This window comes from Chelatococcus asaccharovorans (assembly GCF_003201475.1).
GTDB lineage: Bacteria > Pseudomonadota > Alphaproteobacteria > Rhizobiales > Beijerinckiaceae > Chelatococcus > Chelatococcus asaccharovorans.
The window spans coordinates 1-16,663 of record NZ_QJJK01000007.1 but is presented as its reverse complement, the minus strand read 5'-3'; the positions used below and the strand labels follow the sequence as shown (position 1 = coordinate 16,663).

Here is a 16,663-nt window from a genome sequence, read left to right as displayed (position 1 = left end):
CCGCCGCTTATCAAAGCTGATTTCTCTCAACGGGAGAAATCCGCCGCACTACCGCTATCGGACCATTCAAGGCCGTTGAAGTACCGGCCGCCCCACCCACAACACGTAGGTTTTGAGATGACGAGCGAACTGACTTCGCCGAACGACGGCGCTCGCGACCTCCCCGCCAGGCTTGTCTACAATGGCGAGGTGATCCGCGACAAAAACGAGATGCTGTCGCTTACCGATATGTGGAAGGCGGCAGGATCGGTTGACGGCCGACGCCCCGACGACTGGAAGAAAGACGCAGCGCACCGCGAATTCCTTGATCATGTCGCGATGGTTCTAAATGCCCCCGTGGAGGGTATTTGGAAGGGAACACGCGGCCGCCACAACGGCGGTACCATGGCCCACTGGCAGATCGCCTTAGCGTACGCCAAGTACCTCTCCCCTGAATTCCACATGTGGTGCAATTCGGTTGTCCGGGAGAGGATGGAGGGCCGCCGCCAGCCGGGCATCTCAGCCGAGCTGGCCGATGAGATAACCCGATCTTTCGGTATCCTGCGAATGCTCGCGCACAAGGTCACAGTGATCGAAAATTCGCTAGCACCCGCTCAGGTCGACATCCAAGCGCTGGTGCGCTCCGAGATGGCGGCTCAAAACTACATCTTGAGGCGCGGCCGCACTGCCGGGCAAATCTGGCGGGACAACAAGTTCCCTCCCCTGAAGAACGCGGCTTCGTGGTTCGGCAACCGCCTTGAAAAGATGGGCTGCCGCATAGCAGACAACGGGTGCGGAGAGCTTGGCCTCTCAAAAGCAAGGCTTTTCGATCCCGACAAGGCCTCCAACTGGCTTGAGAATGGCGGGCTGCTGATCGTCCAACAGAAAATAAGCGAACGCCGCGGCCAAGGTCGGCTCCGTCTCGTCGGTGAGGTGGAGCGAGTACAGCCATGAGCGAGCGTATTGTCTGCGTCGACGATGATGGCGTTGACGAACTTGGCAACCCCTACCTTTACCGCGTCGCTCCCGAACTCATCGCGCAATGCGGAGATCGTCAGATCCATCCGGGAAAGACATGCGCGGGCTGAGGCTTCTGCCTCTGGAAACGACGACGGGGCGCAGATTGGAACCCTCTCCCCGTCGTCGTCGATTTCGGACCCGGTTGGAAGCCAGGGCCTCGCCACAGATCGGCCGTTGGAGGGCCAGCTATGACTACAAAGAACGTGAGCCAGAAGGGCTCAAAAGACAAGGGCCGGCTGAAAGCCACCCATTATGGCACCGTGAAGCTCGGTCCCGAGCTCGCCTTCGAATGTGCCGTGCTGGAAGATGGCCGTCGCGGGTTCATCCAGCGGCAGATGGTTAAAACCCTTGGGTTCACTGAAAAAACGCGGAGTGGCCGTTTTGAGCGTTTCTGCGCCAAAAATCGGCCTTAACCCCTCTGAAAATAAAGGCGAAATCGGAGTGGCCGTTTTTGAAGTTGACATGCCCAGCGGTGGTACCGCCAATTGGGTCGATCATGAGGTACTGCGGTCGATCATCAAGGCTGGCATCGTAGCCCATGGGCAAGGGAAACTGACAAAGCATCAGGAACACATCGGTCAGCGCTGCGTGCACCTCGGTTCAGCCCTTATCGGCGTCGGCCTCGTTGCTCTCATCGACGAAGCCACGGGCTATCAGTACGCTCGCGAACCGAATGCCCTGCAGGACCTTATATCGAAACTCATTCGCGAAGAGGCGAGAGACTGGGACCGCCGGTTCCATCCCACCTACTATCAGGCGATATGCAAGTTGTTCGGCTTCCACTATGGGAACCAGCATCGTGCCCTGCCGAGCATCGTCGGCAAGATCACAGAAACATGGATCTATAAGGCGGTCGTGCCCAGCGAGATCGTCGAAGAGATCCGGGCGCGGAAAAAGTCCGAGAAGCTCCATCAGTGGCTCACCGACGATGCCGGCCTGCGTCTCTTGGAAAAGCAGATCGACGCGGTAACGACCCTCGCGAAGTCGTCAGTGGACTACAGAGACTTCGAGGCGCGCTGCACCCAGGCGTTCTGCAAACCCGGCCAGCAGCTCTCCATGATCTATCCACAGGGAGGGGTGCAGTGATGACCGACATGAGTGATAGCCAATTTCCTGTCGTGACAGAAGGTGCCATTGGCGCAGCCACGGTGCAGACCGTGCATGCTCGCGATCTGCACCGATTTATTGCGAACCGAGACCATTTCTCGACATGGAGTAAGGACCGCGTGAAGCAATATGGGTTTGTCGAAGGCACTGATTTCGTTTCTTTTTCGGAAAACTCCGAAAAAGGTGCCCCCCGGATCGAGTACGCAATAACGTTGGATATGGCCAAAGAGTTGGCGATGGTCGAACGGAATGAGCAAGGGAAGCGCGCGAGACAGTATTTCATCGAGTGCGAGCGCCGGGCAAAAGGCGGTGTCGATCCTGCCGCCATTCTGAATGACCCGGCCTCCATGCGCGGCCTGTTGCTAAACTATACCGAAAAGGTGATCGAGCTTCAGGGCCAGGTGGAGGAGATGCGGCCACCCTCGCCGACGACCGCGATTAGTCGGACCTTGTCATTGAGGCATGCTTCGACGAAGGGCTCGAGCCACGCTGGTTCGGACAGGGGCAGCAGGAGGAGAATGCGGGGAGCAAAGGACATGGCCGATATCGATTGAAATCACGATCCGCTAGACCGGCTGCCATTCTTTGCAGCGCGCATGGCCTCGATAAGCGCATCATTGATCCGGGTTTGCCAGTCCTCTTCGCCGGTGCGATAGAAATCCAGGACCTCCTTATCGAGGTGGAACATGACGGTCTCCGTCGTCCTCTTGCTTAGCCGGCGCGCACGCAGGGTCTTTGGAAAGGCGCTCCGGATCTCCGGCGGCAGCGCGCTCGCAGGCTTGGAGCGCGCGAACATCGCGTCGGTCCACTCGGGATTGTCGGGGTCCTCGACGTTCTCAGTCCTCCGCTTGGGCATAGGGCCTATCCTCCTATCCGCGGTGACGGGCGACGCTCCGTCGTTAAGGCGCTGCGTCTTGAACACCGGGTTCCTGCTCCCCTTTCCGAGATCCGTTTCCTGATGTCGGGCATCGTTCAGCTTTTCGACGAAGTCCTGGATGCCCTTGTCAAAATCCTTGCCGCCGATCCCATTTAGGCCACCGGCATACCGCAGGCCCTGAAACTGGTCGGTGGACAGGTTGATCCGCTTGGCGGTTTCCGCAAATGACGCCAGCTCAGCATTCGCATCAAAGATCGCCTTATCCTTCCGCCCATCATGGTGGAATGGGCACATGAAGTTCGTGTGCTCGGAAATGAAAATGCTCATCCCGAACCTGGAGCGCAAGGAACGAATGCGGCAGATGCACACGCCGTAGTGGAGTATCTCTCCATGTTGGTCAAAATCGTTTTCGACCTCCCGCATCAAATCGCGGAGCATAGAGGACGTAAGGCCACTCCTTAAGGAGTTGCCCCGGTGGTCTCGGTGAACGGAGTGCACCGCATTTTTCCCTAAGCGGTTCCCTTCTCGATCCTTCGTCAACGCGGGCATGACGGCCTCTTTGACGCGGCGCTTCGATACGCCGAGCGCCTTGGCGGCTTGCTTTGCAACGCCAGGCTGGTTGCCGGCATTTGAGCGCCGGCTAGATCGACCGGTGGAAACGCCGTTTCCACCGGTCGCCTTTTCACCAGCCTCCCGCTCCGCCAGCGCCTCCGCATACGCTACGATCAGCCGGTCGCGCTCGTCCTGGCTCAGGTGCTCGCGGTGCAGCCAAGTGATCACGGCAGGCTTGTTTCCTAGTCTAGCCCAATCTGGCATAGTTCGCGTTGTGTGTCGTCGATTTGCCGGGGGGCAGACTATGCGGCATGGGTTCTATTTGTTCATCGACGAGGCTGGCGATGAAGGTCTTGACAAGGTCAGGCCCATCGATCCGGGTGGGGCATCAGAATACTTCGTTATGGCGGGCATCTTAGTCAGCGCCAATCGTAAGGTGGCTCTCACCTCAGGCTTTGCCGAAGTCAAACGCCCGCTCGGGCTAGCCCCAGATGACGAACTGCATTTCCGAGATTTGAAGGCTGACCATCAAAAGCAAGCGATCCAGGCTATTGGAGCGATGGAGGTCGGTCTAGTCGCTATTGTGTCGAATAAACGCAACATGAAGGGATACAAAAACCGTCGCGTAGAAATGAAGAACTTTCACGTTGTAAGAGGCCGTGTTCGCCCACAGAACTATAACTGGTTCTACAATCACATGTTCCGGTATCTCTTGGAGAGCGCAAGCGAAGCGTGCCTCCGGAAATGTCGTACATCCAATATCCCACCTCTTCCAATCAAAATCATTTTTGCCCACCGCGCGAATTTCGCGTACTCTCAGACGCAGGCCTATCTTCACAAATTGAAGCTCGCTCGATTATCGTCCACCCCTTTCAACAACAAGCGCCAGATCACTTGGCCCGTCGTTGATATCGACGGGATTACAAGCGACCGGCCGAAGAACGAGCCTGGCTTACAGATTGCCGACTGTGTTGCGAGCGCGATTTTTCAGGCGATAGACGAGGACAATTTCAAAGTAGTTCAACCGGCCTATTTGCAAGCGCTTTCGCCCCGATTTATTAGAAAGAACGGCACGCCGCGCGAATTCGGCTTCAAGCTTATCCCAGATGGTTTTGTTGGTCCGCTCTCACCCAAACAGCAGCAGTCCCTGGTGGCTGTTGGCTACAGATTTCCGGACCTATGAGCGATGTGCGGTCTCTCTTCGGACAATGGCCATTCACGCGCCATCCCCGCCAGCATGGACCCCGCGACCGTCGCGCTGATCGACGCGCGCCTGGACGCGATCCGGCGCGAGCACGGTGTCACCATCCCGCTCGCCATCGAGAGCGGCAGCCGGGCGTGGGGCTTTCCGTCGCCCGACAGCGACTATGATTGCCGCTTCGTCTTCATCCGGCCGATCGCGCGCTATCTGACGCCCTGGCCTGATCGCGATGTCATCGAGACGCCGCTCGAGGGCGACCTCGACGTCAATGGCTGGGATCTCGGCAAGGCGCTGACGCTCATGCTCAAGGGCAACGCCGTTATCATCGAATGGCTGACGTCGCCGGTCGTCTACGGCGCCGATCCATGGTTCCGAGACACGTTCCTCGCCTTGGCCAGGCGCCTGGCGCGGCGCGAGTTGATCGGCCGGCACTACCTGCACCTCGGCGAGCGCCAGCGGCGGACCTATTTCGGCGACGGCAAGGAGGTCGCGCTCAAAAAGGTCTTCTATGCCCTGCGGCCAGCCATGGCTCTGCGCTGGCTCCGGCTGCACCAGGAGGCCGCGGTACCCCCGATGCACTTTCCGACGCTGATGGCCGAAGGCGAGCCGCCGGCGGAGCTTGCCGCACTGGTCGGGGATCTGCTCGCCCGTAAGGCGATTACCCGGGAGATGGGTCTCGGGCCGGTGCCCGAGCCCATCGCCGCCTTCATCGACAGGGTGTTTGACGCCGCGCGCGAGGTATTCGAGACCGGGCCGGTGCCCATCGACGAGAGCGCGAAGCGTGAGGCGGAAGCGTTCTTTCGGGAGGCTGTCGAGAGGTTCGGACGATGATCACGCGATCCGACATGATACTGTTGCTGATCGCGGCAGACCCCAGCCTCGAGCCGCAATGGCGCCTGTTCCAGGAGGAATGGGCCGATGATCCTGAACCGCCTCTCTATATTGCGCTTGGCGGCTTGGCGCATCACGTAGCCGGCAAGTTGGAACGAGGAGACACAGACCTGATGCCGGCTATCTTTGCCGTCGTCGAGCGCTGGCTTGCGGACGGCGATCCCTATGTTCAGAACGCCGCGGCCGCGGGGTTTCTGGAAGGCTTGCAGAACCACGCCCTCAATTCCGCCGTCGAGCTTTCATCCTTCCACCAATGGCTCGGCCCGATGAGCCTGCGTGCGTGGAACTCCCTCGATGCGGCCTGGGGACAAGGCCTCGACAATCCGTCATAAGAGTGTCGAGCGGCATCCGGATTACTCTTCCACCTCGACATAATCTCCGCTCTCAAAGTCGCGCATGAGCCGAGACCCGATCGGGGCATCGATGAGATGCAGCCAGCTATCGTCTGCGTTGAGGACAGCACCCAGTGCAACGTACTGGGCCTTGCGCGCCTGGACCTCCTCATCGCTGGCGTCCCCAAAGCGTCCTCGTATGCGCCAGCCGCTATCGGGAAAACTGTCGCCTTCCCGGCCCATATTTGGTTCCTCACGGCACAGATACTCGACAGGCTCACTTCCATCGAGAACGCAAGCATCTACAAGGCAACGGTCCCAGAATTCCCGCCTCTCTTCTGGCTGGGGTTTCCCTGCCGGATCCCTCCATATGATATCCACGACCTGATACCGTTCGAACGCAACGCTATCACCGAGATGGACGGATGAAGCCTCTTCGTACGGCTCGTTCGCGAGTTTTCCTTGCAACGCCTCACCTTGCACCTCCTCGACCGTCACCCACATTCGCTCGATGTTTTCGGATGGTGGCGCATGCTCGAAAATCAGTTTGACCAGGTCGCCGGGTGAGATCGCAGCCAACTCGACTGAGCTGGGCAGAAAGAATGTGTAAGGCGCCTCAGCCGCCCGCTCGCGCGGATCCATCAAGGCGTAGCCGGGTGTATCGGGTGTTTCCATACTTTTTCTTACAGGGACAAGGGGACCCAATGGTAGCTCTATATGCGGAAGCCACCGCCATCTCGATCCGGACGCAGAGCGCGCGCTGAACGAGGGCTAGCTCTGAGAGAAGCCGGAGCAGTGGAATATGCATTGAAGCAGAGCTAGGGGTGAGCCATACAACGGTGGCCGCCATTCGACCATTGCTAGAGAAGATGCGCGGCGCTACATGCCCAGTCGCAAGGCCAGGCCCGCTGATGCCTCTATTGCGGATGTTTGCGTGGCTCTGTAATTTGATGACGCGCGAGCTGGCATCACGCCTCAATCGCAGCGCACACTATCATGACGCAGAAAATTGGCTTCAATGCACTCATGCAGCAAATCTGTGGCTCGTGGGGCCACTGTGGGAGCTTGCAGGCGGGCGAATATGTGCACGTGACGGATTTCATTCCAGCCTGGGGTACAGTGACAGCGTCCCAGTTCGCTGAATGGGTTCTCTTAGCTGAAGGAGAGGCCGACGCCCCGCTATCCTATAGAGAGAAATGGCTGCCACGCTTGAGAGCTTCCTTCGTTGAGCACATGGGAGCTGATTGTGTGGATGCGCGGCGATTGCGGTGGCACTCGGACGCGTGAAACGGCCTTCCCTCCTAAGACATCTCGCGCGCTAGGTGCGGTGCCAGACACACAGAAAAGCCCGGCCGCGGTAGCGCCTCGTCGCTCCAGCTGCCGCATATAATCGACGTTTGGTCTCGATGCGCCAGCTCCATTCGATCATGAGACCGATCTCAGTCGGTGTGGCGAAGGGGGACGAGGCTATGGATTTAATCTTAGGGCCTCATCAATGGCGGCGACGGCTTCGCGCAAGAACCTGTCTCTCTCGTCGTCCTCAAACCGGCCATCACCTTTCGGCATGGCCTCGTAGACGATGCCTCCATCCACATCTGGAACACTTGCATCGAACCGCCCGTGTCGCAGTCGCAGATAGCCGACTTGCTCAGCGCCCCGGAATACATCGTATTGCTCGGGGCAGGCCCAGCAGGTTTGCTTGAGACGATACCCACCAACCGTGCGATCGCCTTCGTCGTCCATAACTCTCTCTGTTGCGAAACCGCGGCAGGATAAGCTGCCTAAGCCTATTTAGCCGTGCGAAAGCGGAGGGTCGATAATCATTGCCATATCGGCTCTGATCATCAGCCCCTCTTTAGATTGCGGACCGAACTGGTTGATGCCGGCATAACTTATCAAGAAACGGCTAAAAGCGACGGCGCTTCCGCTTATCCTCTTCCGGTGGAAGCCCAGCGTCAATGGGCGCTTGCCGGCGCGCCATGGACTGCACCAACTCTAGCAAGATAGGGTTTACGGGCCGCGGTGCGACGCCTCGAGCAGCTGCTGCGCGCGCTTCGGCGCACCTCTTCTCAAGCCGCGCAGCGAATTCCTTCTCCGTCATCCTGGAGCGGGGACCATTCGCCTGGCTTCCCATCCCATCGCAATTGTCACCGCGCGCCTTCTGCTTGCCGCGGGCAACGCGCGCGTCGATGACATCCTTGAGCTCAGAGAGCTTTTCGCAACACCACCCGCTTTCCGATAACGTCAGGTAGCGGCACTCATCTTCTTTACCTATTCGGCACGTATTCTCGACGTGCGCCTCGTCTGGAGGTGCCCGATGATATTCGGTCGTGTTCGCTCCGCTTCATGAGAGTTGGATAAAGCCTTCCCAGTCGCCGACAATCTGTCCAGCCCGGGCGCGATGGCACGGCGCGCAAAAAAGGCCCGGCCGCCGTGGCGGACCGAGCCCATCAAAGGATCGCCGGAAGTGACTGCGGCAGGGTCGCCGCAAGGCGCGCTACATGAGAGCCGCAGACGGCTGACGCCGCTCCTCTTTCCGCAACCGCGCTGCGTCACGGGCAGCGCTCTCGATCAGGCGGAAGTCGCGCTGGTCAGTCCATTGCTCACCAAGGAGATCCAGGGCGTAGGTCAGCTTCTCGGCCAGTTCATCGACCGACAATGCCGGCGTGGCAACCAGCCGGTTGATGACTTCTTCTTTCCGATCGGCGATCACACAAAACACGGGGCTCTCTTGAGCCCGTTGCGCCGCCTGGGCAATCGGCTCGTCGAAGGCAGCATCGTCCCAATACGCGTAGCGATCGAGAAGCGCGGTCACGGTCACCTCGTCGGCGACGGCTGGGGGCAGCAGGCGCGCGGCAAGCGCGGCCTGCTCGGACCGGGAGAGTGACGGAAGGTCGAACGGATCGGACGGCGGCTCGTTGGGGGGAAGCGATATCGACATAGGCGGCCTCTTGGTCATCAGGGCGAGCGAAAGCGTTTGCCGCGCACAGGGGGCCGCGGCAGCGGTGAAGCAAAGCAACGTTTTCCGTTGTTTCTAAAAGTTAACCACGAAGCTGATCGTGGTCCATCTTTTTTCGTTGGTTCTGGCTACTATTTCGCAATGCGCATATCGTGCGCAGATGATGACAGCATCCCAATGCCGCGCCGCCAGGGCGCTTTTGAACTGGTCGCAGGCCGACCTCGCCAACACCGCCCAGGTCGGAATATCGACCGTGCGAACCTTCGAGGCCGATACGGCGATCCCCCGGCGGGCGACGCTCGCCATGATGGTGCTGGCTCTCGAAAAGCACGGCATCGTCTTCCTCGCCGCCGGCGACCCGGCGCTTGGCGAAGGCGTCAGCCTGCGCCAGAGTGCCGATGAGGGACTGAAGCCCGAGCAGCTCAATGCTGAGAACGACGGGTGATCAAGCGCCTGGAGAAGTAGCGCAGGGGACCAAGCCAGCCGAGCTGAACGGGGAGAATGCGGGTGGGGCCTGTGTTCGTGACGATTTATATGCCGCTGCTGGAGGAAGGCACGGAAGTATGGCGTCCTGTTCCCGCAGAGCATCTTGGGCGTGATATGTACCGTATTGCAGGTCCGCGACCGGTCAATGAAAATTGGAAATTTGAGGTCGGCGCAGTCATTACAGCTCGTCAGCGAGAATTCCGCGATGGAAGCCGCGGTCTCGTCGCGGAAGCCATCAAGCCGGACGCGCAACCGGACAACCACGAGTGAGCAAGCTGGATGTGGGCGCCGCCGCTAAAGGAGGCTTCGATGAAACGGAAGGAAAAGCCCCACATCGTCGATCACCGGACGCGCTCACTCGAGGATCTGGAGAACGACCGCTGGGGAGAGCCGACATTCGGCAGTTCCGTCGTCCAAAGGGTGCACGCCGCGCGGACAAAGCCCATCCGGGATCTCACAGCCGGAGAATTGCGGCTGTTGATCAGCCAGAAGGTCGGGCTGCCCTATCTGGTACCGCTCGCATTGGAGAAGCTCGATGCCGATCCGCTGACGTGGGGATCTTTCTATGAGGGTGACCTGCTCGCCGCAGTGTTGGCGCTGCCGCCGGAGACAGTGGCTCGTCATTCCGGCTGGCGTGAGCGGATCGACCAAATCGCCCAACGTTATTTCGAAGAAATCAACCGACTGGAAGGCTCAGCGTCTCTGCGCGACGACATGCGCAGCAGATACGATCGGTTCAAGAATGGACGCTAGGACGGGCCTTCCTTCGCAAACAGTCGGTCGGAAGGACGGCAGTCGCGTCAATCTGCCGGCGGGTGAAAATGGCGGATAAGGAACTCAATCAGCTATGGAACGAGCTTGAGATGCTGCTCGCTTGTGCTTTGGACGGTAGTAAGACGCTGCGGTGCGAATTGCAGGTCGCTCAAGCTCGCGAGTTTCTCGCGCATCGGGAATATGGCCTGGCCGCTGAGACGCTGCGGGATCTGTCAGCAGGTGGCGACGTCGTACTATCGCCAATCGCAGCCGAGGCCTTGAAGAGCGCTTTGGCTTTGATGGAGCTTGAGTAGAAGTGGCGGAGATAATCGACCATCGCCTTTTCCACGACGCGCCGATTGAAGCGGTCAGGCTCGTAGGCGACGAAGTACATTTCGCGGTCGAAGAATTCTCAACGGGTTTCGATACCCCGGATATGCCGCCGACCACGGTTTCCATCCGCGGTATCCGTTCGATCACCAGAAACGGCGAGCCCGAGAAAGAGTTCACGCCGCGTCTCGAATTTGGGGCGATCTATTCGATAAAGAAAGACACATCCGGCGTTACGATTTGCATTGAGTGGGACGGCCTCTCGCCAAGAGCCAGTGATTTCGGCGAGTATGTCTTTGAAGGTGCCGACGTGGATGTGTCTCTGCGCTAAGCCAAACGCCGCGAAGGCCTGCTAAGCCGCGTCGTCGATGATGTTGTCGATAAGCACCGGATCCTCGATGCAGGCCCTGACCAGAGCCGCGACGAGATCGCCGGGATCGAAGTCCCGGCGATCGGCTTCAGCAACCAGCGAAGCCAATTCGCGCCGGCGCAGATGGGTCTGAAGGATGGCGTCGTCACCGCCGCGCCGGGTCATGCTCAAGCCAGCCTTACGCAGCATGGCGCGCACCTTATGGCTGCTGGTCCCGCCGAGCACCGTCGCGATCTCTGTGCCCGAGCGGCCAGCGCCGGCCATAAAGGCGGCGCGCATTTTCTCGGGCCCGTAATACAGGCGGCGTGGTGTCGATCGCCTGGTTTTCTTTTCCATCATTCGCACTCCTCAGAGAGAAGCCCTGCCGCGGTTGGCGCGATCAGCGCGCGCTTGCGCCAGCGTGACGAGCGGTGATTTCCCAGCCTGTCCGTCAGAGCCCTGCCGGGTTGCGGCAGCTGCGGCGCTGGAGCGCGCCAAGGTCACGATGGCGGCCTCACCGGTCTTCGCTCCGGTGGAGATCCCGGTTGCAGCAAGCCTGGCGCGCAGATCGGCGGCGGACGTGCCGGCGCGAACCTCCGCTTCGATGTCAATTCCGGCGGCAACTGCCGCCGGCGCCATGGCAATGAGTTCGTGGGCTTCTGCAACAGAAATGGTATCGGAAGTCATCGGCGATCCCCGGGTTGATGAGGTGGAAGGTTGAAGGACTGGCCGGCGATGCGATGAGGTGCGATCACCGGCCAGAGTTCCCAGCATCGGCGGAGCGGCGCGCCATCTCGACGAGCGCGGAGCGCTTGGGTCTAGCTGGACCGGCGGCGACGGCCGGCGCTTCGGGCTGCGCGGCGACGACGGCAGTGGCGTCGCTCCGCGCGGCAGCAGCATCGAGAACGGCCAGCCGAAGACCACGAGGATCGACCCCTAGCTCGAGGGCCGAGGTGACATCAACAGCGATCCCGAGACGCCGCGCCTGTGCGCCGACGTCATGGATTGCGATAGCGCGGCGACGTTCCGCCGCCGCATCCGCGGGCTTGGGCAGTCGCGCCAAGGCGGCGATATCGATTGCGCCAACCGGAAGCCCGGTCGTGTCAGGTTGGTCATGATCGTGCATATGAGTTCCTTCCTTTGACTTCCGTCAGCGCGCCTCAATTCCAGGGTCGGCGTGAACGCCGCGCAGCTTCTGGGCCAGCCCATCGCGGGCAGCGCGGCCGGCCGCCTGCGCAAGAGATCCAGCCCGGCTCAGCTCTGCGTTCAATTCGCGCGCCTTGGCTGTCGCGGCGTCGATTGATGACGTGTCCACCTTCGGCGTCGCGGTCACGCTTAGGCCCTCGTTCGCAGTGCCGATCGACGTGACTAGATTTTCGACAGACCCCTTCAGGTTCTCGAGAGAGCCACCCAGGCCGGACATGATGTTCGTGGCCATATTCTTGGCCATGTCCTCATCGTCACCGGCATTCTTTATTTGCTGGCGTGCGGCCTTGAACTGATCCCACTGCGACTGGGTTATGGCGCCACGACCGCCCTGCTTGTCCGTGAGGAACGCATTGAGCTGGGCAAGCGTCATGTTGCTGCTCATCACCGCATCGAGCAGTCCCTCGGCATCGACGCTCTGTGCGGAGAGCCTGTAAAAAGTGTCGGCGACTTTGGAGATATTGACCCGATCGGCCGGTCGCATCGTCCCCTTTTTGGTTCGGGGAAACTGCTCCTCTACCGCGCCGGTGACCGCCTCAATGAACTTGCCCCGATCTCCCAGCAACCCCTTGTCGGCCAGGATGTCCGTGAGCTTCTTACGGACACCGTCTTCGAGGCCGATGCCCATGTTCATCTTAAACTGGCCTTCGAGCCCGCCGACATCGAGCTTGTCTGGCATCCGCACATAATCGCTGTAGTTGATGCCAGCCGCGTTGAGCGCCGACAGGCCCTTTTTGGTCGGAGAGGCAATCTTGGCGGAAGCCGATCTAACAAATACGCCAGCCTCATCACCGCGAAGACCACCGCGGCGGGCCAATGCTCCGAGCGACATCAGCGTGTCTGTCGTCAGGCCTAGCGTCGTTGCAGATGCTGCCGAATACTTGAAGAACTGCTGGACATCTTCATCGTCCATGCCGCCCATTTTGGCCATCTTGACCATCTGGTTGACGGCCTTGCCGGCTTCCTTAAGAGCCTTCTCCTTGGTGGAGATATCTTTGCGGGTGGCCAGCAGATAGGAGCGGACAGCTTCGGCAGACGTTTCGAGGTCAGCCTCCATAATCATGGCATAGTTTTTGACGTGCTCCATCAAACCTTGAGCAATATCGGCCCGCACGCCAGGCGCGGCAGCGTCAAGACCCTGCATAGCCTTGGTCTGTGCGCGGACGACATCGAGGTTCGTAAATTGCGTTTCCTGCCCTATCCTCTTGGCTTGCTCGATGAGCGGCGCCTGCTCTTCACCAGATAGGCCTTGAACGTAGCGTTGACGTTTGACACCCAGATCGAATTCGGCAGCGCTCACAATAGATTTTTGTCCTAGACGCCGGGCATGGTAACCCGCGACGAGCGCGCCGGCGGCTCCCATGCCGCCAAGGCCGCGAAGCGCGTCCGCGCGCTGCGCGCGGCGCTGGAGCGCGGCGTTCGTGCGGTCGATCGCGTTGCGGAGCTTTGCCTCGTCGCCGGCCAGTCGGCGGACCGAGCCGCCGGACTGCTCGAGCGCGGTCCGGGCCTGGCGCGCAGCCTGTCCCTGATCCATGAACGCCTTCTTGGCACTCGCGGCCGCGCGCTCGGCTGCCTTCAGCGCGCTCTGCAACTTTCTCGAAGGACTGTCCGTACCAGCCAGCTCGGTCTTCAGCCGCCGGACTTGTTCTTGCGTCCGCTTGAAGGCCGATGAGGCCTCCTTCATGGAGCGCATGGCCTCACGGAAAGCGGTGATCTTTCCGAGCTTCTCGAGATTCTTCGTAGCGGAGGCGAGACCCTTGAGCGACCCGGCGGCGCCCTTCGCGGGGCCGCTCATTTGGTCGATCAGCTTCAGGACAAGAGAGGAGGTAACCGTTGCCATGGTGGACCTTAGTTAAGTGAGCCGGCTTCGAGCCGTTCATTAATGGCGTGCGCGAGACCAGACATCTCGGACGCACTCTCGTTGAGCGCCCGCGCGAGCGCGTCGCGCATGCGGGTGAGGGTCGCGACGTCCCCGCCCACCTCATCGGGGACCAGGACGAGCCGCTGCCCCAGGCGCCCGACAAGGTCCTGAAAATTTGCACCGACCATTGCCACGGCCATGGCCGTTTCCGCAGAGGCGGCGGGCGGCGCAGCGACCGCGAGTATCTCAAGGGCGCGCCGATTGAAAGTTTCAGCACTCTCCCCAGGAAGCGGTTTGATCTCGACACCATACCGGGAAGCCAGCGCCGCAATCCGGTCGACGAACTCGCGGTCAACCATCGAGAGCCACCTCGGTGGGGGACGGAGCGTCGGCCTCAAAGCGCACCGTGATCTGCGACGGTCGCTCCGGCGTGAGCGGCTTTGCGACACGACGCTCGCGCTCGAGTTCATCGAGACGGCGCAGGACATCTGCCGGCTCGACGTAGCCGCGGTCCTCGAACGACCATGCATCCGGCAGTCCAGGGCGAAGGCCGGGCACTCGAATAGCCGCCGCAAGCGAGGTCGGGATGATCGGCATAGCGCTGTCGGTTATCTCGACGCGCCGGAGGTGACGGCGCGCAACCCTCGCCGCGTGCCGGGATGCTGCGGTATGCCTCGATGGCGTGACGCAGCCTCACCGACGACCGTCGCGGGGTCAGTCCACCAACCAGCGTTGGGATCCGTGGCGTCGACCTCGATGGCGCCGGCGATTTGATCAGGAAGCGGATCTGTCTCATCTGAGAACGTCCAGGCCGTAAGCCGCGTCTCGGTCACGATCTTCGGGAGGTAGGGTATCCAGCGGGATCGCGCTTCGACTGTGTCAAGTGGATCCGAGCCATCGGGCAGGCTCGCATTTACCGCGACAACCTTAGCGTCGGCCTCCGCAATGTCACGAACCAACGCGACGGCGAGATCGCCGCGTTCGGACGCAGCTTCGGCGAGCAGCTTCGCAAACTCGGCAGATGCTGCTGGCTTTTTACTTGCTGCGATGCGTTTCAAGCTCTGAAATATGCTCATGATGTCCCATCTGGAACGGCGGCCGCCGATGGGAGCGACGGCCGCCGGCGCTGTGCTCTGTCCGCGCAGGAGCTTACGGACGGCACGTCAAAAGTAGCGCGGAAAGGCGCATCGCACAATAAAAAATCTTTCAACTGAAGTAAATGGTCCGCAGTTGCTCGTAGTTGCTCACGATCGGACGCAGTTGGACGCAGTTATTACGGGTTCGTTTGCGGACGAATACGATTTTTCTACTTTCATAAGCATCCTCGGGCAGGATCACCGCGAAGACGGCCAGGTTCCGGGCGACCCAAAGCAAACTCGAAATTTCGATTTTCCGAAAACGTGCGAAAGGTGCGCTTGCCCCTCAGCCCGGCACCCACCCGTGGGGGGAAGAACCTAACCCGCCGGGGTCCGCCCGCCCGCACATCCTCGCGGACACCCCATAGGATGCCCAGGGACGGCCAGGGAGCGGCATCGGCTCAGTTCCGCTTCTGGCGTTGATAAACGCGCCATGCGTCTCTACAGCCTCGCTAGAGGCTTACAGCATGAGGCGCCTTATGCGGCGCAGGATATTGGTTTATCTTCGGGGACACGCTCGACACACCCGCCCGGAGCAAGTGTCCCACCTCAATCCACAATGCGGATCCGGATCTGGGTCCCGTCGGGCAGACACCTTATCTGGCGCCACATGTCAGCCGTAAAGCTCAACCATTCTCCGGGCCGCGCGCGAGGCGCGGCCCGGCCCAATGGTGTCAGCTGATTAGTCAGCGTCATCTAGGCACGAGTATACTTCAAGCGCCTCGACGATATGGTGCGAAAGATACCACTCTAAGAGAGCGCGATGTGTGCGGATCAGAGAATGGGTCATTGGCTGGAAGGCCTCCGCGTCCTCTTCGCCTTCTGCCTGATGCCAATCGTCTCGCCGGTTTGCTGCTGCGCGAACCATAAGCAGGAAGTTTGAAGGGTCGAGGCCGTCGGTATCACGTCCGTCGATCCAATCGTCGACTAGTTCCTTCAGCGCCCACGCCTCGCCACGGCCAGCACTCTGCCAAAGCTTATCGTAAAACGTCGGTGTGCGCTCGAGTGATGCTATGTCTCTTTTCGTCATCGCCGCGCTGGTCTTCGGTCCCAAGTACCCGCGTGTAGATAACCTCGGTCTCGGCTAAGAACGTGTTCTTCGCCAACGCCATGTGTGACCAAGTTGGCCGACTGCTCGCGAATAGCGGTTTGAACACCTTGTAGAACTCCATTGAGATCATCGTCCAAAGGAATTCTTGCGATGTATGATAAAGGTCTCCGGGCAGATAGAAGCTGAGGATCTCATGAGCGCGATTTCGGGCCTGCATCTCGATTGCTGACGGCCACTCCTTTTTGGGAAGCGCGCGAAGCCTGTCTTTGAAATCGTTGATGACGATGTGCGACAAGGGTCCCGCGTCTACAAGACGCTGGTACTCCGTTGCTGTTCCGCACATCGCGCGTAATCCATTTTCAATAGTGTCCACGATTTGCTGGTTCAACTTGTCTCTCCGGTTGATGACGGCCGGTCGCGCGCGAGGCGCGCCGGCCTCTGACGACGGATCGATCAATCTCGATCCGGGTTAGCTAGCTGTCGTTTCCAAGAAGGTTGTTCAGCCTCTGGAATGGCGGGATGCCGTTGAGGGCCGAGTGGGGTCGTCGGGTGTTGTAGGCGTCGATCCAGGAG

General features: G+C 60.2%; 26 protein-coding genes. 13 read left to right on the top strand and 13 right to left on the bottom strand.

Annotated elements, in window-relative coordinates; genetic code table 11:
* Positions 1 to 117 precede the first annotated feature (117 nt).
* The 5 genes from C7450_RS16800 to C7450_RS16790 all read left to right on the top strand — a co-directional run bounded on the left by C7450_RS16800 (position 118) and on the right by C7450_RS16790 (position 2,660).
* Positions 118 to 933, top strand: coding sequence for a KilA-N domain-containing protein (locus tag C7450_RS16800; RefSeq protein ID WP_146227369.1), 816 nt, complete (start codon positions 118 to 120; stop codon positions 931 to 933).
* Positions 930 to 1,067, top strand: a complete 138-nt coding sequence (locus tag C7450_RS34005) for a hypothetical protein (protein WP_170147278.1) — start codon at positions 930 to 932, stop codon at positions 1,065 to 1,067. The genes C7450_RS16800 and C7450_RS34005 overlap by 4 nt, the downstream gene beginning before the upstream one ends.
* A gap of 120 nt (positions 1,068 to 1,187) precedes the next feature.
* On the top strand, positions 1,188 to 1,412 hold the full coding sequence (locus C7450_RS34000) for a hypothetical protein (protein ID WP_170147277.1): 225 nt from the start codon (positions 1,188 to 1,190) through the stop codon (positions 1,410 to 1,412).
* Positions 1,381 to 2,085 carry a P63C domain-containing protein gene (locus tag C7450_RS16795; protein ID WP_170147276.1) on the top strand — a complete coding sequence of 235 codons (705 nt, stop codon included), beginning with the start codon at positions 1,381 to 1,383 and terminating at the stop codon, positions 2,083 to 2,085. Before C7450_RS34000 ends, C7450_RS16795 begins: the two co-directional genes overlap by 32 nt.
* On the top strand, positions 2,085 to 2,660 hold the full coding sequence (locus C7450_RS16790; protein WP_245449849.1) for an antA/AntB antirepressor family protein: 576 nt from the start codon (positions 2,085 to 2,087) through the stop codon (positions 2,658 to 2,660). Before C7450_RS16795 ends, C7450_RS16790 begins: the two co-directional genes overlap by 1 nt.
* Before the next feature lie 2 nt (positions 2,661 to 2,662).
* Here the strand turns inward: C7450_RS16790 and C7450_RS34595 are convergent, their stop codons facing one another.
* Positions 2,663 to 3,763, bottom strand: coding sequence for a BrnA antitoxin family protein (locus C7450_RS34595; protein WP_245449847.1), 1,101 nt, complete (start codon positions 3,761 to 3,763; stop codon positions 2,663 to 2,665).
* A 94-nt stretch (positions 3,764 to 3,857) separates the two neighbouring features.
* On the opposite strand from C7450_RS34595, the gene C7450_RS16780 reads away from it, so the two are divergent.
* The 3 genes from C7450_RS16780 to C7450_RS16770 are packed head-to-tail and all read left to right on the top strand — an operon-like array spanning position 3,858 to position 5,959.
* Entirely contained in the window at positions 3,858 to 4,718 is an 861-nt protein-coding gene (locus C7450_RS16780) for a DUF3800 domain-containing protein (protein WP_170147274.1), read from the top strand.
* 3 nt (positions 4,719 to 4,721) lie between these two features.
* Positions 4,722 to 5,567, top strand: coding sequence for a nucleotidyltransferase domain-containing protein (locus tag C7450_RS16775; protein WP_245449845.1), 846 nt, complete (start codon positions 4,722 to 4,724; stop codon positions 5,565 to 5,567).
* On the top strand, positions 5,564 to 5,959 hold the full coding sequence (locus tag C7450_RS16770) for a DUF7674 family protein (protein ID WP_110375619.1): 396 nt from the start codon (positions 5,564 to 5,566) through the stop codon (positions 5,957 to 5,959). The genes C7450_RS16775 and C7450_RS16770 overlap by 4 nt, the downstream gene beginning before the upstream one ends.
* Positions 5,960 to 5,980: 21 nt before the next feature.
* Here the strand turns inward: C7450_RS16770 and C7450_RS16765 are convergent, their stop codons facing one another.
* The 3 genes from C7450_RS16765 to C7450_RS16755 form a co-directional block, all read right to left on the bottom strand.
* Positions 5,981 to 6,634: an immunity protein Imm33 domain-containing protein gene (locus C7450_RS16765; protein WP_110375618.1), complete on the bottom strand. Its 654-nt coding sequence runs from the start codon at positions 6,632 to 6,634 to the stop codon at positions 5,981 to 5,983.
* 792 nt (positions 6,635 to 7,426) lie between these two features.
* Entirely contained in the window at positions 7,427 to 7,702 is a 276-nt protein-coding gene (locus C7450_RS16760) for a hypothetical protein (RefSeq protein ID WP_110375617.1), read from the bottom strand.
* 754 nt (positions 7,703 to 8,456) lie between these two features.
* Positions 8,457 to 8,900 carry a hypothetical protein gene (locus C7450_RS16755; protein ID WP_110375616.1) on the bottom strand — a complete coding sequence of 148 codons (444 nt, stop codon included), beginning with the start codon at positions 8,898 to 8,900 and terminating at the stop codon, positions 8,457 to 8,459.
* 181 nt (positions 8,901 to 9,081) lie between these two features.
* Here C7450_RS16755 and C7450_RS16750 point away from each other — a divergent pair, with 181 nt between their 5' ends.
* The 5 genes from C7450_RS16750 to C7450_RS16730 all read left to right on the top strand — a co-directional run bounded on the left by C7450_RS16750 (position 9,082) and on the right by C7450_RS16730 (position 10,818).
* Positions 9,082 to 9,363, top strand: a complete 282-nt coding sequence (locus C7450_RS16750; protein WP_210206471.1) for a helix-turn-helix domain-containing protein — start codon at positions 9,082 to 9,084, stop codon at positions 9,361 to 9,363.
* 62 nt (positions 9,364 to 9,425) lie between these two features.
* The gene (locus C7450_RS16745; RefSeq protein WP_146227366.1) at positions 9,426 to 9,674 is read left to right on the top strand and encodes a hypothetical protein; all 249 of its coding nucleotides are present in this window, start codon (positions 9,426 to 9,428) and stop codon (positions 9,672 to 9,674) included.
* 9 nt (positions 9,675 to 9,683) lie between these two features.
* Positions 9,684 to 10,157 (top strand): contact-dependent growth inhibition system immunity protein, encoded by a 474-nt coding sequence (locus C7450_RS16740; protein ID WP_146227365.1) that lies wholly within the window; start codon positions 9,684 to 9,686, stop codon positions 10,155 to 10,157.
* A 68-nt stretch (positions 10,158 to 10,225) separates the two neighbouring features.
* Complete coding sequence (locus C7450_RS16735; protein WP_110375612.1) at positions 10,226 to 10,471, top strand: hypothetical protein; 246 nt, start codon at positions 10,226 to 10,228, stop codon at positions 10,469 to 10,471.
* Between the two features lie 2 nt (positions 10,472 to 10,473).
* Positions 10,474 to 10,818, top strand: a complete 345-nt coding sequence (locus C7450_RS16730; protein WP_110375611.1) for a hypothetical protein — start codon at positions 10,474 to 10,476, stop codon at positions 10,816 to 10,818.
* Positions 10,819 to 10,839: 21 nt separating this feature from the next.
* On the opposite strand, the gene C7450_RS16725 is transcribed toward C7450_RS16730, so the two are convergent.
* From C7450_RS16725 to C7450_RS35120, 9 genes are all read right to left on the bottom strand, one after another.
* Positions 10,840 to 11,193: a hypothetical protein gene (locus C7450_RS16725; protein WP_146227364.1), complete on the bottom strand. Its 354-nt coding sequence runs from the start codon at positions 11,191 to 11,193 to the stop codon at positions 10,840 to 10,842.
* A gap of 12 nt (positions 11,194 to 11,205) precedes the next feature.
* On the bottom strand, positions 11,206 to 11,523 hold the full coding sequence (locus C7450_RS16720; RefSeq protein WP_110375609.1) for a hypothetical protein: 318 nt from the start codon (positions 11,521 to 11,523) through the stop codon (positions 11,206 to 11,208).
* Positions 11,524 to 11,587: 64 nt separating this feature from the next.
* Positions 11,588 to 11,962, bottom strand: coding sequence for a hypothetical protein (locus C7450_RS16715; RefSeq protein ID WP_110375608.1), 375 nt, complete (start codon positions 11,960 to 11,962; stop codon positions 11,588 to 11,590).
* Positions 11,963 to 11,986: 24 nt separating this feature from the next.
* Positions 11,987 to 13,882: a phage tail tape measure protein gene (locus C7450_RS16710; protein ID WP_110375607.1), complete on the bottom strand. Its 1,896-nt coding sequence runs from the start codon at positions 13,880 to 13,882 to the stop codon at positions 11,987 to 11,989.
* 8 nt (positions 13,883 to 13,890) lie between these two features.
* Positions 13,891 to 14,262, bottom strand: a complete 372-nt coding sequence (locus C7450_RS16705; protein ID WP_110375606.1) for a hypothetical protein — start codon at positions 14,260 to 14,262, stop codon at positions 13,891 to 13,893.
* Complete coding sequence (locus C7450_RS16700) at positions 14,255 to 14,500, bottom strand: hypothetical protein (RefSeq protein ID WP_110375605.1); 246 nt, start codon at positions 14,498 to 14,500, stop codon at positions 14,255 to 14,257. The genes C7450_RS16705 and C7450_RS16700 overlap by 8 nt, the downstream gene beginning before the upstream one ends.
* Positions 14,501 to 14,511: 11 nt before the next feature.
* On the bottom strand, positions 14,512 to 14,961 hold the full coding sequence (locus C7450_RS16695; RefSeq protein ID WP_146227363.1) for a hypothetical protein: 450 nt from the start codon (positions 14,959 to 14,961) through the stop codon (positions 14,512 to 14,514).
* 1,055 nt (positions 14,962 to 16,016) lie between these two features.
* Positions 16,017 to 16,478 (bottom strand): hypothetical protein, encoded by a 462-nt coding sequence (locus C7450_RS16685; RefSeq protein ID WP_146227362.1) that lies wholly within the window; start codon positions 16,476 to 16,478, stop codon positions 16,017 to 16,019.
* 85 nt (positions 16,479 to 16,563) lie between these two features.
* On the bottom strand, positions 16,564 to 16,663 hold a 100-nt coding region (locus C7450_RS35120; protein ID WP_146227340.1), incomplete at its 5' end, for an integrase core domain-containing protein.

What these genes read in the sequence shown, in the direction of transcription:
- C7450_RS34000 (WP_170147277.1), top strand. Translation starts at nt 1,188, where the DNA reads ATGACTACAAAGAACGTGAGCCAGAAGGGCTCAAAAGACAAGGGCCGG.
- C7450_RS16715 (WP_110375608.1), bottom strand. Translation starts at nt 11,962, where the DNA reads ATGCACGATCATGACCAACCTGACACGACCGGGCTTCCGGTTGGCGCA.
- C7450_RS16710 (WP_110375607.1), bottom strand. Translation starts at nt 13,882, where the DNA reads ATGGCAACGGTTACCTCCTCTCTTGTCCTGAAGCTGATCGACCAAATG.
- C7450_RS16790 (WP_245449849.1), top strand. Translation starts at nt 2,085, where the DNA reads ATGACCGACATGAGTGATAGCCAATTTCCTGTCGTGACAGAAGGTGCC.
- C7450_RS16760 (WP_110375617.1), bottom strand. Translation starts at nt 7,702, where the DNA reads ATGGACGACGAAGGCGATCGCACGGTTGGTGGGTATCGTCTCAAGCAA.
- C7450_RS16770 (WP_110375619.1), top strand. Translation starts at nt 5,564, where the DNA reads ATGATCACGCGATCCGACATGATACTGTTGCTGATCGCGGCAGACCCC.
- C7450_RS16750 (WP_210206471.1), top strand. Translation starts at nt 9,082, where the DNA reads ATGACAGCATCCCAATGCCGCGCCGCCAGGGCGCTTTTGAACTGGTCG.
- C7450_RS16765 (WP_110375618.1), bottom strand. Translation starts at nt 6,634, where the DNA reads ATGGAAACACCCGATACACCCGGCTACGCCTTGATGGATCCGCGCGAG.
- C7450_RS16755 (WP_110375616.1), bottom strand. Translation starts at nt 8,900, where the DNA reads ATGTCGATATCGCTTCCCCCCAACGAGCCGCCGTCCGATCCGTTCGAC.
- C7450_RS16740 (WP_146227365.1), top strand. Translation starts at nt 9,684, where the DNA reads ATGTGGGCGCCGCCGCTAAAGGAGGCTTCGATGAAACGGAAGGAAAAG.
- C7450_RS16705 (WP_110375606.1), bottom strand. Translation starts at nt 14,262, where the DNA reads ATGGTTGACCGCGAGTTCGTCGACCGGATTGCGGCGCTGGCTTCCCGG.
- C7450_RS16735 (WP_110375612.1), top strand. Translation starts at nt 10,226, where the DNA reads ATGGCGGATAAGGAACTCAATCAGCTATGGAACGAGCTTGAGATGCTG.
- C7450_RS16700 (WP_110375605.1), bottom strand. Translation starts at nt 14,500, where the DNA reads ATGCCGATCATCCCGACCTCGCTTGCGGCGGCTATTCGAGTGCCCGGC.
- C7450_RS16725 (WP_146227364.1), bottom strand. Translation starts at nt 11,193, where the DNA reads ATGGAAAAGAAAACCAGGCGATCGACACCACGCCGCCTGTATTACGGG.
- C7450_RS16800 (WP_146227369.1), top strand. Translation starts at nt 118, where the DNA reads ATGACGAGCGAACTGACTTCGCCGAACGACGGCGCTCGCGACCTCCCC.
- C7450_RS16775 (WP_245449845.1), top strand. Translation starts at nt 4,722, where the DNA reads ATGTGCGGTCTCTCTTCGGACAATGGCCATTCACGCGCCATCCCCGCC.
- C7450_RS16720 (WP_110375609.1), bottom strand. Translation starts at nt 11,523, where the DNA reads ATGACTTCCGATACCATTTCTGTTGCAGAAGCCCACGAACTCATTGCC.
- C7450_RS34005 (WP_170147278.1), top strand. Translation starts at nt 930, where the DNA reads ATGAGCGAGCGTATTGTCTGCGTCGACGATGATGGCGTTGACGAACTT.